General features: G+C 67.5%; 15 protein-coding genes. 8 read left to right on the forward strand and 7 right to left on the reverse strand.

Going from position 1 to position 15,014, the window contains the following annotated elements; translation table 11 throughout:
• Positions 1-4: 4 nt before the first annotated feature.
• The 3 genes from E0H45_RS17905 to E0H45_RS17915 are packed head-to-tail and all read left to right on the forward strand — an operon-like array spanning position 5 to position 5,034.
• Positions 5-1,717, forward strand: a complete 1,713-nt coding sequence (locus E0H45_RS17905) for a SulP family inorganic anion transporter (RefSeq protein WP_131338666.1) — start codon at positions 5-7, stop codon at positions 1,715-1,717.
• A 30-nt stretch (positions 1,718-1,747) separates the two neighbouring features.
• Complete coding sequence (locus E0H45_RS17910) at positions 1,748-4,102, forward strand: arylsulfatase (protein WP_131338668.1); 2,355 nt, start codon at positions 1,748-1,750, stop codon at positions 4,100-4,102.
• A gap of 2 nt (positions 4,103-4,104) precedes the next feature.
• On the forward strand, positions 4,105-5,034 hold the full coding sequence (locus tag E0H45_RS17915; protein WP_131338670.1) for an HAD family hydrolase: 930 nt from the start codon (positions 4,105-4,107) through the stop codon (positions 5,032-5,034).
• 14 nt (positions 5,035-5,048) lie between these two features.
• On the opposite strand, the gene E0H45_RS17920 is transcribed toward E0H45_RS17915, so the two are convergent.
• The 4 genes from E0H45_RS17920 to E0H45_RS17935 all read right to left on the reverse strand — a co-directional run bounded on the left by E0H45_RS17920 (position 5,049) and on the right by E0H45_RS17935 (position 8,598).
• Positions 5,049-5,720, reverse strand: a complete 672-nt coding sequence (locus tag E0H45_RS17920; protein WP_131338672.1) for a GAP family protein — start codon at positions 5,718-5,720, stop codon at positions 5,049-5,051.
• A 7-nt stretch (positions 5,721-5,727) separates the two neighbouring features.
• Positions 5,728-7,566: a glycoside hydrolase family 15 protein gene (locus E0H45_RS17925; protein ID WP_131338674.1), complete on the reverse strand. Its 1,839-nt coding sequence runs from the start codon at positions 7,564-7,566 to the stop codon at positions 5,728-5,730.
• 21 nt (positions 7,567-7,587) lie between these two features.
• A complete protein-coding gene (locus E0H45_RS17930; RefSeq protein ID WP_131338676.1) occupies positions 7,588-7,869 on the reverse strand; it encodes a hypothetical protein in 282 nt (93 codons plus the stop codon).
• A 228-nt stretch (positions 7,870-8,097) separates the two neighbouring features.
• On the reverse strand, positions 8,098-8,598 hold the full coding sequence (locus tag E0H45_RS17935) for a DUF1269 domain-containing protein (RefSeq protein ID WP_165546500.1): 501 nt from the start codon (positions 8,596-8,598) through the stop codon (positions 8,098-8,100).
• A gap of 206 nt (positions 8,599-8,804) precedes the next feature.
• Between E0H45_RS17935 and E0H45_RS17940 the strand changes: the two genes are divergently transcribed.
• Positions 8,805-9,104, forward strand: a complete 300-nt coding sequence (locus E0H45_RS17940) for a hypothetical protein (RefSeq protein ID WP_131338680.1) — start codon at positions 8,805-8,807, stop codon at positions 9,102-9,104.
• A 69-nt stretch (positions 9,105-9,173) separates the two neighbouring features.
• Here the strand turns inward: E0H45_RS17940 and E0H45_RS17945 are convergent, their stop codons facing one another.
• Positions 9,174-9,890, reverse strand: a complete 717-nt coding sequence (locus tag E0H45_RS17945) for an MBL fold metallo-hydrolase (RefSeq protein WP_238155071.1) — start codon at positions 9,888-9,890, stop codon at positions 9,174-9,176.
• A 145-nt stretch (positions 9,891-10,035) separates the two neighbouring features.
• Between E0H45_RS17945 and E0H45_RS42490 the strand changes: the two genes are divergently transcribed.
• Entirely contained in the window at positions 10,036-10,194 is a 159-nt protein-coding gene (locus E0H45_RS42490; protein WP_165546501.1) for a hypothetical protein, read from the forward strand.
• A 33-nt stretch (positions 10,195-10,227) separates the two neighbouring features.
• Here E0H45_RS42490 and E0H45_RS17950 read toward each other — a convergent pair whose 3' ends face one another.
• Entirely contained in the window at positions 10,228-11,604 is a 1,377-nt protein-coding gene (locus E0H45_RS17950; RefSeq protein ID WP_131338682.1) for an MGH1-like glycoside hydrolase domain-containing protein, read from the reverse strand.
• A 109-nt stretch (positions 11,605-11,713) separates the two neighbouring features.
• Between E0H45_RS17950 and E0H45_RS17955 the strand changes: the two genes are divergently transcribed.
• Genes E0H45_RS17955 through E0H45_RS17965 form a run of 3 tightly spaced genes read left to right on the forward strand, consistent with a single transcriptional unit; the run spans position 11,714 to position 13,718 of the window.
• Positions 11,714-12,415: an ABC transporter ATP-binding protein gene (locus E0H45_RS17955; RefSeq protein WP_131338684.1), complete on the forward strand. Its 702-nt coding sequence runs from the start codon at positions 11,714-11,716 to the stop codon at positions 12,413-12,415.
• On the forward strand, positions 12,412-13,143 hold the full coding sequence (locus E0H45_RS17960; protein WP_131338686.1) for an ABC transporter permease: 732 nt from the start codon (positions 12,412-12,414) through the stop codon (positions 13,141-13,143). The genes E0H45_RS17955 and E0H45_RS17960 overlap by 4 nt, the downstream gene beginning before the upstream one ends.
• Complete coding sequence (locus tag E0H45_RS17965; protein ID WP_131338688.1) at positions 13,140-13,718, forward strand: hypothetical protein; 579 nt, start codon at positions 13,140-13,142, stop codon at positions 13,716-13,718. Before E0H45_RS17960 ends, E0H45_RS17965 begins: the two co-directional genes overlap by 4 nt.
• Positions 13,719-13,752: 34 nt before the next feature.
• On the opposite strand, the gene E0H45_RS17970 is transcribed toward E0H45_RS17965, so the two are convergent.
• Positions 13,753-14,751, reverse strand: coding sequence for an NAD(P)-dependent alcohol dehydrogenase (locus tag E0H45_RS17970; RefSeq protein WP_238155072.1), 999 nt, complete (start codon positions 14,749-14,751; stop codon positions 13,753-13,755).
• Between the last annotated feature and the right edge of the window lie 263 nt (positions 14,752-15,014).

Here is a 15,014-nt window from a genome sequence, read left to right on the forward strand (position 1 = left end):
AGGCATGAACCTCGTCCCGGAGTCCCTGCGTGGCTACCGCCGGGCCTGGCTGGCGCGCGACATCACCGCCGGACTGACGCTGTCGGCTGTCGCGATTCCCGAGGTGATGGGCTACACCTCCATCGCCGGTACGCCGATCGTGACCGGGCTCTACACCATCATCTTCCCCACTCTGGTCTTCGCCCTGCTCGGCTCCTCGCGGCTGCTCGTCGTGGGCGCGGACTCCGCCACTGCCGCCGTACTCGCCGCTGGTCTGACCGGTCTCGGCATCGCCGGAGTCACGCCCGGATCGCCGGACTGGCTTGCCTTCGCCGGCCTCACGGCTTTGGTCTGCGGCGGTCTGCTGATCGTGGCGCGGCTGCTGCGGCTCGGCTTCATCGGAGACTTCCTGAGCGCGTCTGTGCTGATCGGGTTCCTCACCGGCGTCGGCATCCAGGTGCTGTCAGGGCAGATTCCGGACCTGCTCGGCATCCCGAAGGGCAAAGGCGGCTGGTTCGAACAGCAGTGGCACTGGATCACCTCGCTGTCCTCGATCAGTCTCGGCACGTTCGCCTTCGGACTGGCCACGATCGTGATCATCGAGATCTTCAAGCGTTTCATCCCGGTTGTTCCCGGTGCCATCGTCGCCGTCGTACTGCTGACCACGATCTCCGCCCTGGCCGACGCCGGCGCACACGGCGTCGCCGTAGTTGGTGCTGTGGAGGGCGGATTCCCGCCGATCGGCCTGCCGTCGGGCCTCTCCTGGTCGGACGTGCCCAAGGTGCTGCCGACCGCCCTGTCCTGCTTCGTGCTCATCATCGCCCAGAGCGCCGCCACGTCCCGCAGCTTCGCGTTCAAACACGGAGACGCCGTCGACATCAACCGCGACCTCGTGGGGCTCAGCGGCGCCAACCTGGCCGCCGGCCTCAGCGGCACCTTCGTGGTCAACGGCAGCCCGACCAAGACGCAGATCCTCGACGAGCAGAAGGGGCGCACCCAGCTCGCCAACCTGACGATGGCGGCCGTCGTGCTGCTGTTCACGCTGTTCTTCACCGGGCTGCTTGCGGACATGCCCACGGCGGTGCTCGCCGGGATCGTCCTACTCATCGGTGTCAGCCTGATCGACCTGCCCGGCATGCAGCGGTTGTGGAGGCGACGCAAGAACGAGTTCGTGGTGGCTCTGATCACGGCGGTCACCGTCTTCGCCGTCGGCGTCGAGCAGGGAATCATCCTCGCCGTCGCGCTCTCGCTGCTCGACCTCGTCCGGCGGCAGTACAAACCCGGCGACTACGTCATCGGTCAGAACCCGGCCGGCGAACCGACCTATCTGCCGGCCGTGCCCGGTACGCAGAGCCTGCCCGGGCTCGTGGTCTTCCGCTACGACGCGGAACTCTTCTACGCCAACGCCAACCGTTTCGCCGACCAACTCGAGTCGATCATCTCCGCCGCTCCGGACCCCGTTCGCTGGGTAGCGCTGGACTGCGGCGCGATCGATGACATCGACTACTCGGCCGGGGTGACTCTGGCCAACCTCGTCAACTACAGCCAGGCGCACAACGCCCGCTTCGTGCTCGTCCGGCCGGATACCCAACTGCTCGCGACACTCCGCGCGTACGGGACCGTGGACGCGATCGGCGAGGACAACATCTTCCCGACCCTTGCGGACGCCTTCCACGCCTACCAGGCCGGTTCATCCCGTGCGGGTGACGACCCGGCGTCAAGCCCCGATTCAAGCTGAGTTCACATCAACCTGCGAGGAGGGAACGTCATGCCTGCGCCGTTCCGGGGAACGATCAATGTCGATATCCGCGACTCCGTGCCGGATTGGACGCCGTTCGAGCCGCCGAAGGCACCGGAGGGCGCGCCGAATGTCGTCTACATCGTGCTCGACGATGTCGGGTTCTCGGCGATGAGCTGCTACGGCGGCCCGATCGAGACCCCCAACATCGACGCGATCGCCGCGCGCGGGGTGCGCTTCACCCAGTGGCACACAACCGCGCTGTGCTCGCCGACCCGGTCGGCGCTGCTCACCGGTCGCAACCACACCCGCAACAGCATGGCGTGCATCACCGAGGCGGCGATCGGATTCCCGAACGCGAGCGGCACGATCCCACCAGAGAACGGGATGCTGTCGGAGATCCTCGGAGAGCGCGGCTGGAACACCTACATGGTGGGCAAGTGGCACCTGTGCCCCACCGACGAGATGAACCTCGCGTCGACTCGTCGCAACTGGCCGAGCGGCCGGGGCTTCCAACGGTGGTACGGGTTCCTCGGGGCCGAGACGAACCAGTGGTACCCCGACCTCGTCTACGACAACCACCCGGTCGATCAGCCGCGCTCGCCCGCGGAGGGCTACCACCTGACCGACGACATCACCGACAAGGCGATCGAGTTCATCAAGGACGCCAAGGCGATCGCTCCGGACAAGCCGTTCCTCCTGTACTACGCACCTGGCGCCTGCCACGCACCGCACCACGCGCCGAAGGAGTGGATCGAGAAGTTCGCCGGCCGCTTCGATCAGGGCTACGAGGCGCTGCGGGAGGAGACCCTGGCGCGGCAGAAGAAACTCGGTCTGGTGCCGGAAGACACCGAACTGCCTCCGCTGAACCCGATCGGCACACCCCAGACGCGCAGCGGCCCGGACCACCAGCCGTTCCCGGAGCTCGACTACACCCGGCCATGGGACACGCTGAACGCCGACGAGCAGCGCCTCTTCGCCCGGATGGCAGAGGTGTACGCCGGATTCCTCGGGCACGCCGACCACCACATCGGCCGGCTGCTCGGCTACCTGGAGCAGACCGAGCAGTTGGACAACACCCTGGTCGTCGTCGTGTCCGACAACGGTGCGAGCGGCGAAGGCGGCCCGAACGGCTCGGTCAACGAGATGAAGTTCGCCAACGGGATCGCCGACGATCTGGCCGAGAACCTCGCCAAGCTCGACGAGCTGGGTGGTACGAAGACCTACAACCACTACCCGAACGGCTGGGCGATGGCGTTCAACACCCCGTTCAAGATGTGGAAGCGCTACGAGTTCAACGGCGGTACGGCGGACCCCTGCATCATCTCATGGCCGAAGGGCGCGCGGGCACGCGGCGAGCTCCGCCACCAGTACCACCACGCGATCGACGTCGTCCCGACGATCCTCGACGTACTCGGCGTCGAAGCCCCCGAGGCGATCAAGGGCCACGCTCAGAGCGCCTTCGACGGCATCAGCATGCGCGGCAGCCTCGACGACGCGTCCGCCGACTCCGGGCGAAAGACACAGTTCTACTCGATGCTGGGATCTCGCTCGATCTACCACGAGGGCTGGAAGGCGGTCACCACCCACCCGACCGTGTCCGGCTGGGCCAACTTCAACGCCGACGAATGGGAGCTGTACCACGTCGACGTCGACCGGTCCGAGATCACGAATCTCGCGGCAGAGCAGCCGGACAGGCTGCGCGAGCTGGTGAACATCTGGTTCGCCGAGGCCGGCGCGAACAACGCCTTCCCGCTCGACGATCGCTCCGCGCTGGAGATCCTCAGCACTCCCCGGCCCCAGCTGAGCGCTGCGAAGGACCGGTACGTGTACTACCCGGACACCGCCCCGGTCTCGGAGTGGCAGGCGGTCAACACCCGTAACCGCTCCTTCTCGATCGGCGCGCTCGTCGACATCCCGGCACCGGGAGCCGAAGGTGTGCTGTTCGCGATGGGTGCCAGATTCGGTGGCCATGCTCTGTACGTGAAGGGCAACCGGCTGCACTACGTGAACAGCTTCGTCGGCGCGATCGAGCAGCAGGTCGTCGGGACGAAGGACATCCCGACGGGTGAGAACCTGCTCCTGTCGGCTTCCTTCGAGAAGCAAGGGATGGACCCCGACGCCGCGACCGGAACACTCTCGCTGTACCACGGGGACGAGAAGGTCGGTGAGGGACGCATCAAGACCCAGCTCGGGGCCTTCGCCATCGCAGGTTCAGGCCTGTACATCGGCAGGCACAACGGCGAGCCGATCACTGACGACTACCCGGGTGAGCCCCCGCATGCCTTCACCGGCGGCACGATCAACCGGGTGGCGATCGATGTCAGCGGCGAGCCGTACCTGGACCTCGAACGCGAGGCCGCCCTGATGCTGATGCGCGAGTAGACATGCTGACGTCCTGGCAGGACACGCCGGCTCGACAGGCGATCGTGGACTACGTCGAGCGGGCAGTGCAGGAGGGCGGGGCGCAGTACGTTCCGCCCTCCGAGCGGATCGCCGTGTTCGACAACGACGGCACGCTCTGGTGCGAGAAGCCGATGCCGCTCGAACTCGGATTCATCCTGCAACGTCTCGCGGAGATGGCCGAACGAGACCCGAGCCTCCGAGCGCGGCAGCCGTGGCAGGCCGCCCGGGACAAGGACTACGCCTGGCTCGGTGGCGTGATTACCAGGCACTACCACGGCGACGACAGCGACGTGAAGGTGCTCATGGGCGGCATCCTTCAGGCGTTCGCAGCGATGAGTGTCGACACCTACGCGGAGCTGGCCGAGCGCTTCCTGCTGACTACCCGCCACCCGACGCTCGGCCGGCGGTTCCGGGACTGCACCTACCTCCCGATGGTCGAACTGTTGAGCTACCTCGAGGCCTACGGGTTCACGACGTACATCGCGTCCGGAGGCGACCGCGACTTCATGCGACCGGTCACCTCCGACATCTACGGTATTCCCGCCGAGCGCGTCATCGGCAGCTCGGCCGGGCTGCGGTACCAGGATGACGACACCGGAGGATCGCTCGTGTACCAGGCCGAGATGGACGTCTTCGACGACGGCCCGATGAAACCTGTCCGCATCTGGAGCCGGACCGGCCGGCGGCCTGTCGTTGCCGCCGGCAACTCCAACGGCGACATCCCGATGCTCCGGTACGCCGGACGTCCCCAGCGTCCCGGACTACGGCTGCTGATCCTGCACGACGACGAGGAACGCGAGTTCAGCTACACCTCAGGCGCCGAGACGTCACTCGAGCAGGCCCGCGCCGAGGACTGGACGGTCGTCAGCATCAAGAACGACTGGGCAACAGTCTTCGCCGACGAAGCCTGAGGCACAGTCGGCGGCTAGAAGCTCCCCAGTCCCTTGCCGATCATGACCACGCCGATGACGAGGAGAAGAACTGCCATGACGACCGTGTTCTCCCGGACCAGCCATCCGCGCAGAGCCTCGAGCGGTTCGGCCATTCGCTCGGCGGCCGCAAGGTAGGCAATGACCGGCACCGCGACGGTGGACGCGGCGATCGCCGTGAAGACGACGATGACGACGACGGTCTGACCGGTGCCGAGGTCACCACCGCCGATCGCGATGCCCGCCCCGGCGGCCATGATGAGGTTCTTGGGGTTCAGCGCTGACAGGAGAACGCCGAGGCCGAGGCCCTTGACCGGGGTCAGGGTGTCGATCGCCGACATCCATTTCGGCAGCTCGGGCGCCACCTCGTCGCGTGGACGGGCCCGCCATTGTTTGGCGGCCAAGAGGATCAGAAGCACGCCGAGGATGAGTTTGATCGTGCCCTGGATCGGCTTCGAGGCGTCGGAATCGTCCTCGGGCAGGAGTGCCGAGAGGAGAGTGAAGGCGACGACCGCGATGACGACCCCGGCGATCCAGCCGACGAGGAACCCGACGCTGGTCGTCTTCGCGTTCGGCGACAACAGCATGAGAATCGCCGCGATGATGGGGATCGGGCTGATCGCGACCCCCAGCGCGAGGGGAAGGATCTCGCCGATAACGCCGCCCATCGGGCTATCAATGCTGTTTTCGGTCGAGTTGGGCGTCCAGGGTCATGGCTGCGTCGATCAGGGCGAGGTGGGTGAACGCCTGCGGGAAGTTGCCGATCTGCTCGCCGGTCAGGGCGATCTCCTCGGAGTACAGGCCGAGGTGGTTGGAGTAGGTGAGCATCTTCTCGAAGGTGAGCCGTGCCTCCTCGACCCGGCCGGCCTTGCCGAGCGCGTCGACGTACATGAAGGTGCACAGCGAGAACGTGCCTTCCGAGCCGCGGAGGCCGTCCGGTGACGCCTCCGGGTTGTAGCGATAGACGAGGCTGTCGGTGACCAGCTCGGAGTCCATCGCCCGCAACGTCGACAGCCACAACGGATCCTGCGGTGCGATGAACTCCACCGTCGGCATGCGCAGCAATGACGAGTCGAGCACCTTGCCGCCGTACTGCTGCACGAACGCACCGCGTTCCGAGTCGAACCCGCGAGCCATGACCTGGTCGTAGATCGCGTCCCGGGCACGGATCCACTGGTCCACCGGCCCTGGCCGGGACCGGGTGGTGGCGAGCCGGATCGCCCGATCGAACGCGGTCCAGCACATCACCCGGCCATAGGTGAAGTCCTTGCGACCGCCCCGGGTCTCCCAGATGCCCTCCTCGGGCTGATCCCAGTTGTCGGTCAGCCAGTCGAGCAGGTCCCGGACCTCGAGCCAGCCCTGGTGGCCCATGGTCAGGCCGCGCTGGTCGGCGAAGTAGAGGCTGTCCAGTGCTTCGCCGTAGATGTCCAGCTGCAGTTGGCCGGAGGCACCGTTGCCGATGTGCACCGGGCGGGAGCCGCGGTACCCCTCCCAGTGCCCCAGGGTCTCCTCGGCGAGGTCGGAGGACCCGTCGACCCGGTACATGATGTTGAGCGGTCCACTGGCTCCGCCGGCCTTCTCCTGCACGCGGTCCCGCAGCCAGCCGGCGAAGGCGCCGGCCTCCTCGGTGAACCCCATCCGGAGCAGTGCGTAGACGGAGAAGGACGCGTCCCGGATCCAGGTGTAGCGGTAGTCCCAGTTCCGCTCACCGCCGATCTGCTCCGGCAGCGCGGCCGTCGGCGCAGCCACCAGTCCACCCGTCGGCGCGTAGGTCATCAGCTTCAGCGTGATCGCCGAGCGCTGGAGCATCTCACGCCAGCGACCCGTGTAGGTGGACTGCGCCAACCAGGTCCGCCAGAAGCCGGCTGTGTCGTCGAGCAACTGCTGCGCCTCGGCGACCCGGATCTCCCGTGGCGGCCCGTCGGCCGCGGTCTCGAGCATCACCCCGCGCTGTTGCCCGGCCTCAAGGGTGAACGAGACCTGTACGTCGCCGCCGTCGTCCACCCGCGGCTGAATCAGACGCGCGTCCTCGGGCTCACGCACGATGTGGACGGTCAGCGTCGAGCCGTCGCTCGTGCAGACACCGCCGTGTTCGGTCGCGTGCCACTGATGAGCCTCGCGCCCGTAGTCGAACCGTGGCGCGATCTCCATGTCGAACGTCATCCGGCCGCGGACGCAGCGCAGCAGCCGCACGATCCGGTGGTTCTGGGTCGCGTGCGTGCTGCTCGTCGCCGGCATGAAGTCGATCACCTCACCGACGCCGGCCTCAGTGAGGAAACGCGTGATGAGGATGGCCGTGTCCGGGAAGTACAGCTGTTTGGTCTCGAAGGTGCCGTGGGCCGGGCGGATCCGGAAGTGGCCGCCCTTCTCGTGGTCCAGCAGCGCCCCGAACACACTCGGCGAGTCGAAGCGGGGCGCACAGAACCAGTCGATCGAGCCGTCGGTGCTGACGAGGGCGGCCGTCTGCAGGTCCCCGATCAGGCCGTGATCCGCGATCAGCGGGTAGTCCTTCATGTCGGCTCTCCTCGTGATGGGTCAGCTTCCTGGACAGCTCTGTGTCAACGTGGTGGCGAACGACGACGCCGCCGTACCGACGTGCTGGAGCGCTGTATTGATCGCTGGCGCCTTCTGCCTCAGGGTGTCCGCGCTCAACCCGGTCGCCGCGGTTTCCAACTCTGAGAATGCCGTCTTCACACTCGCGACGGCCGGCTGCAGGGCAGCGGATGCCGACGCTGCCGCAGCGCCCAGACTGCTCTTGACGTTGGCCATGGCGGTCTTCAACGCGGTGAGACCGTCCTGCAAGGGCTCCACGCTCATGAGCGCTTGAAGCGAGGACTCCAAGCCAGAGGAGGCAGCGCAGTCGGCCGCGGGCTCACCTGGTGCCTGCGTACCTGTTGCTGCCGGCGCTGCAGTCGGTGACGGGTTGGTCGAACCCTCTGTCGAGCTGTCACTGCAAGCCGTCGGCCCAACGAGCAGGGCAACGGTCACCAGTGCGGCGAGGACCGATCGGCGTACGCCGATTCGCGGCATGGCTTCTCCTCGGGACTACTTGGCCGCGTTCTTGACCTCCGTCGCACTGTCCGCGTCGACCTCGTGCTTGGTCACCTTCTGCGCATGCGACAGCGCCTTGTCGACGTCCGTGACCCAGGTTTCCTCGAACAGCGCCACGATCCCCGAACTGTTCGCCGGCAGGGTGTCTTCGACGTCGGCCTTGATCGCCTTCTTCTCCCGGTGGGACTTGAGGCCACCGATACCAAGTCCCGCGCCCGCACCGACCGCCGCACCGGCCAGCAGGCTCGGTGGGAAGATGAGGCCGATGACCGCGCCACCGACCGCGCCCCAGACAGCGCCCTTCCGGGCCGTGTGGAAGTCGTCGTCGACGGCGATCTTGCCGTCGGGACCGCGGCTGACGAGGACCAGCCCGTCGACCTTGATCAGATCGTCCGACGCAGCCTGCTTGATCGCGTCCCAATCACCTCGCGCCGCCTCCGCGTCCGGGTACGCGGCGATGTACAGGTCGACTGGAGCCTTGATGTCAGATCCCACGGGTCTCTCCTCTTGATCAGGCGGCCGCGGCCGCACGAGTCCGAGGTTCCTCACGATGCCTCCGGCTCCGGCGTGCTGCCTCACCCCGGGCGGACTAGGTGCTCCGATCGGCGCCGTCAATTCACCCCGCACGGATGATGCTCACCGTCCGTCCGCACGCGACGATCCATGTCAACCGTCGACCATGACTGCGCGAGAGGAACGACATGGGCTGCTTGTTCGCATTGATGGCCGGTGTCTTCCCGCGCTTCGCGCTGCTGATCCTGTGGATCGCGCGCCCCAAATTCGTGGACGAGGCCTTCGACGGCTGGTTCTGGCCGCTGCTCGGCATCATCTTCCTGCCGTTCGCGACGCTCATGTACGTCGTCCTGCACACCGGCGGCGGCCTGCACGGATTCGACTGGGGCTGGATCATCTTCGCCGGCATCCTCGACATCGTCCACTGGGGCGCCGGCTGGACCCAACGCCGCCAGGCCCCCGGCTACCCAGGCACCGTCCAGATATGACCTAGGCGCACGACGGTTGCTGAGAGCCTGTCGCGCGACACCTCCGCCCGAGTCGGGGCGGAGCAAGGTCTACAGGGCGACCCGGAGGCCGGGATGGGCAAGGATCACAGGGCATCCTGCTAGCTGAGCTGCCTCGTCGAGAAGGCGCAGGTGGTCCTGCCAAGCGCGCAGGTGGGTGAGGACCAGCAGCTTCGCTCCAGCCTTCGCGGCCAGCCGGGCCGCGTCTCCGGCGGTGAGATGCCCACGCATCGGACTGTCGGCGTCGAAACCCGACGCCTCGGCGAGCAGTACTCCGCAGCCGTCGGCCAACGCCTCGATCGCCGCGCACGGTTCGGTGTCCGCCGTGTAGCACAGGGCGTCGTCAACCCTGGTCGCCCAACACTCGAGATCACCGTGCTGGACCTGGGCGAGGCGGACCCGCATCGGACCGAGTTCGAGGTCTCCCGCTCGCATCACCGTCGTGGCGAAGTCGTCCGGGTTGGTCGTCAGGACCGAGTTCATGTTCGAAGGGCCGAACACTCGCAGCGGTCCACAGTCGCTTCCGTCGCGGATCGCCTTGGCCCGGTAGTAGCTGAGCTGCGTCACGTCCGACCAGTGATCGGAGTGCGCGTGCGACAAGATCACGGCATCGATCTCGTCCGCGGAAGAGTACCGCTGGAGAGGCCCGGCGGCCCCCGCCCCCAGATCAAGCAGCAACCGATACCCGTCCTTCTCGACCAGATAACTCGACGCGGCAGAATCCGGCCCCGGCGCCGAACCAGAACAACCAACAACTGTCATCCTCATCGCCCAAATCTATCTTCGAGCGGGGCCCTAGCCGGCCAGGGTTCCGAAGGCGATCAGGCCGAGCGCGCACCAGGCGGGCGCGGGGCTCAGTGGACAGCGTGCAGTCGACGGTGGATTCTGGCCATGTACCGAACGGAGGTGGGTCATGCTCGTACTCCTGATCGTTCTCCTCGTCCTTTGGCTCGTCCTGGCGATCGTCGGGTTCGCCATCAAAGGTCTGCTGTGGCTGGCGTTCATCGCGATCGTGCTGTTCCTGGGCACCAGCGCCATCGGATTCGTCCGCCGCAAGGCAGCCAACCGCTGACCGGCATCCTTCCTGCCTGATCGGTCGTCGCGATCAGCCGACCACGACCTCGACGTCGTGGTGGCCGACGAGGGTGGCCGGGACGAACGGCGCTGCCGTCGCTTGACCGTCGAGGTGGACAGACCGGACGCGGGTGCCTTCGCCTCGTAGCGTCACGTCGAGCGTCGCTGCTCGGTACCGAAGCGATCGCAGCGACCATTCACCGGCGTACGGCGTCGGCACGGTCGGCCGGATCGTGATGCCGTCGGCACCGAAGCTGAGCCCGAAGAGGCCTTCGTGGACGAGTCGGAGCAGCGCCGTGGCAGACCAGGTCTGGTGCGGGAGCGACTCCCACTGACGGCCCACCTGCCAGCCACCGTCCACCTCACCCGTGGTCGCGTTGTAGACCTCGAACAGCTCGTCGCCGCTCGAGCGGAAGAGCTGGACGAGGTCGTCGAGCGTGCGGCCGAACTCTGCCGCGTGCTGAGCTGCTGCTGCCGAGTACCCCCACAGCCCCATGACCATCGGCCAGCAGATGGCATTGTGGCGGCCGGGGCGCTCTGACCCGAAACGCGCGAAGTGCGGCCACACGTTCACGACGCCGTAGGGCTCGCGATGGATGCCCTCGACGATCCCGGCGACTCGCTCCGCTCCGGCGATGCCGAACTCGATCACCAGCGCGAGCCCGGCGGTCTCCTGATGGAGATCGAGCCCGTCGGGTCCGAGGAAGTAGCCGTAGCTGCCGACCCCGTCCGACCAGAGATGCTCGTTGATGGCGGCAACGAGTTCGGCCCGTTGATCGGCGTACGGCTCCGGCTCCGCGCCGGCCTCGGCTGCGAGTTGTTCCAGACAGTCAAGAGCTCCGACGTACACGGCATTCGTCGACAGGCAGCGGATGTCCCGGCTGTCCGGATGGTCCAGCACGAAGGACGACGGATTGTCCGGCTGGTACGGCGGTTCCGGGTAGCCGGCGATGCCGTCCTGCATCAGGGCTGGGCCGCGGTAGAGGCCGGTCCTGGTGTCGAAGCGATCACGCCTGAGGATGTCCAGGGAGGCCGCGCCGACCCGGAAAGCCTCGGCCGCGAAGCCCGCATCGCCGGTCACCAGGTGATGGTGCCTGGCACCGATGATCCAGATGATCTGGTCCCACCATTGGTTGTCCTGAGAGATCAGGCCGTCGGTGCAGACCTTCTGCAACGTGTGCTTGGCGACTTCGGGCGACAGCAGACTCGCCGCATGCCACGAGTTGATGGCGGCGTCCCGCGTCCACGGATCGGAGTACCCTCCCCCGGCCCGCAGGTACGCCGTACCGGCGGCCGCGCCGGCGATCGTGTTGATGTCGAGGAGATTGTGCAGGGCTGCGGAGTAGCACACTCGAAGGTTCTCACCGCGCGAACCGGCGGCCGACTCGAGCACAGGGCGATCGCTCATGCCCCCACCCTTTCAGAACCCGCCCACCGGGCGCGGGCAGGGCGTAGTACTCAGGTCCGACGGACCTGGGTCCGATGTGCCGGCCGGCTGGATCGCGTTGGCTGGGGGCATGCTTTCGATTCATGAGGTCACCAAGCGGCGCGGGTCGCGGGAGATATTGTCCGGGTTGAGCTTCGAGGCGCGACCGGGCCGGGTGACGGCGTTCCTCGGGCCGAACGGGGCCGGGAAGACGTCGACGCTGCGGATCCTGCTCGGGCTGGATACGGCGACTTCGGGTACGGCGTTGATCGACGGTGTGCCGTTCGCACGGCTGGCGGATCCCGTTCGGAAGGTCGGCGCGGTGCTCGAAGGGTCCGGCGCGCATCGATCCCGGACCGGTCGCGCGCATCTCCGGTGGGTCGCCGCGGCCGGCGGTGTCCCGCGGGCCCGGGTCGACGAGGTGCTCGAACTCGTCGGGCTGGCCGACGATTCCCGCCGCCGGGTCCGCAGCTACTCGCTCGGGATGGGCCGGCGGCTCGGACTCGCCGCGGCCCTGCTCGGCGATCCCGACGTACTCGTGCTGGACGAGCCGGTGAACGGCCTGGATCCCGAGGGGATCCGCTGGATCAGGACGTTCCTGCGCGACCGGGCCGCGTCCGGACGGACCGTGCTGCTGTCCAGCCACTTCCTCGGCGAGGTCGCCGCGACGGTCGACGACGTGGTGGTCATCGACCGCGGCCGGATCGTTGCTCAAGGCTCCTTGTCCGAGGTGGTCGGTGATCACGGCTCGATCGAGAACGCGTACTTCGCGCTGACCGGAGGCGCCCGATGAAAGCTCTCCGCGCGGAGCTGACCAAGCTCACCTCGCTCCCCGGCGTCTGGATCGCGGTCGCGATCGGCCTGGTGCTGCCCGCCGGGGTCACCGTGCTCAATGCGTCGAACAGCCGTTCCGTACCGAGTGCGGACACCGGGTTCCGGGAGCTCGCGATCGGGGTCGTCGCCGCGATCGTGATCGGAGTGGTGGCGATCAGCAGCGAATACCTCGCGGAAGGCGAGGAGTCCGGCGGCAGCCGGCAGATCACCACGAGCCTGACCGCCGTCCCGTCCCGGTCGAGGTTCCTGCTCGCGAAGACGGCCGCGGTCGCCGGGACGGTCGGCCTCCTCGCGCTGATCAGCTCGGCGATCACCTTGACCGCCACGGACCTGACGTCGGCCGACGTGTCGATCGGTACGTCGGACCTGCCCCGAGTGCTCGGGATCGCGGCGTACTGGATCTTCAGCGCCCTGCTCGCCGCCGGCATCACCCTGGTCACTCGCAGCGGGATCATCCCGCTGTCCGTCCTGATCGTGAACATCTCCGTCGTCTCCGTGAGCTTCCTGCTGACCAAGGTGACGCGCCTTGCGTACTACTTCCCGGACCTGGCAGGAACGCATCTGTTCCTGCGCGACTCCGACGGTCCCGTCGACCTCACCCCGGTCGCCGGCGGTTTGGTGATGGGGCTGTGGGTCGCGGTGATTGCCGGAATCGGCGCGGCCGCGTTCGTCAGGCGCGACGCATGAACCTGCTCCGCGCCGAGCTGCTGAAACTCGCTACGCTGCCCGCGATCCGGTTCACCGTCATCGGGACGTGGGCGGTCACGGTTCTCCTGTCGGCTGCGGCACCTGACGTCAGTACGGCGTTGTACGGCCCGCTGCTGGCCGGCTTCCTGATCCTCGGTCTGATCGCGGCGACTTCGGAGTACCAGGGTGGTCAGATCCGGACCACTCTCGTCGCGGCGCCCCGGCGGGTCACGACGTACGTCGCCAAGGTCGGGGCGCTCGTCGTCATCACCCTCCCGGCCGCCGCGGTGACCGTTGCCCTCGGCACCATCGTGTCCGGGGAGTCGGAGGCGAAGGCGGCTGGCTACTTCGCCTTCACAACGGTGATCGCGCACGCAGTCGGGAGCTTGACCCGGCGGACGCTGCCGGCGCTGGTCGGACTACTCGCCTACTACTTCATCGTCGGTCCGCTGCTCCAACCCCGAGTCCCCTTCGCGAAGTACCTGCTGGACAGTCCCGACTGGTTCGTCGCCCTCCCCTGGACGGCGGTAGCCACGAGCCTCGGCCTACTCGCGTTCCGCAGTCGAGACGCCTGAGCGGCGGTTGTACCCCGACGGCGCCTGGTAGTGCTCAGATGGTGATGACGGCCTTGCCCCGGACGTGCCCGGACGCGAGGTGGCGGATGGCGTCAGCGGCCTGGTCCAGCGGGTACGTCCGGTCGATGCTCGGCGTCACGTCGCCGGCCTCGATGAGCGCGGTCAACCGCTCGAGGTCGCCGGCCCGCACCTTGGCGACGAACCAGGCCAGCCGCTGGCTCACGACCATCGACAGCATCAGCGCCCGCACCGACCGGTTCATCCCACCGGTGAGGTCGCCGCCGTCCTCGCCGCCGACGAGCACGACCGTCCCCTTGGGGGTCAGCGCTCGGCGCAGCCGCGACAGTCCGGCATTCCCGGCGATGTCGAGGACCAGGTCGTAGTGGTGCGTGCCGTCGGCGTAGTCGTCGCGGGTGTAGTCAAGGACCCGGTCGGCGCCGAGAGAGCGCAGCAGATCCAGCTTCGCCGTACCGGCCACGCCGGTCACTTCCGCTCCGAAAGCCTTGGCCAGCTGTACGGCGTAGCTGCCGACTCCCCCGGACGCGCCGATCACCAGCACCTGCTGCCCCGCCTCGATCCGGCCCTGGTCGGTCAAGGCCTGCAGTGCGGTCGCAGCCGAGACCGGGACCGCGGCGGCCTGCTCGAACGAGAGGTTCACCGGCTTGCGCGCCAGTTGGTCCTCGACGGCGACGGCGTACTCCGCGAAGGAGCCGCGGCCGGCGCCGTACACCTCGTCCCCGACGGCGAACCTCGTCACTGCGGACCCGACGGCCTCGACCGTTCCAGCGAGGTCACGCCCCAGTACCCGGACCTTCGGACCACGGAAGCCGAGACCCGCGATCCGCATCAGATAGGGCTTGCCGGTCATCAGGTGCCAGGTGCCGCGGTCCAGACCCGCTGCCTGCACACGGACCAGAACCTCGTTGCCGGTGACCTCCGGACGGCCGATGCGCTCATGGCGCAGTACGCCGGCATCGCCGTACGTGTCCTGAACCACCGCCCACATCTGGGTGGTCACCTTCTCAGTGACCATGACGAGCGGCTTCCAGTGAGACCCTGCGACTGCGGACAACAAGCCAGAGCGCCAGGAGGAACTCGCCGAGGAAGGTGACCGTGGCGACACTGCCCGGCGACGAGACCGGCGCGCTGGATCGACGAGGCCTCGCCTGGTGGGTAGCCGGTGACAGGGAGGCCGGATGGCCTTCGGTGGTGAGGTGATTCATTGGATCCCCCCGGATCAATCGGGTTTCGTACTTAGTACGGGACGGTACAGTACAAAGTACGAAAGCACTATGG

It is taken from the genome of Kribbella soli, from assembly GCF_004331345.1.
GTDB lineage: Bacteria > Actinomycetota > Actinomycetes > Propionibacteriales > Kribbellaceae > Kribbella > Kribbella soli.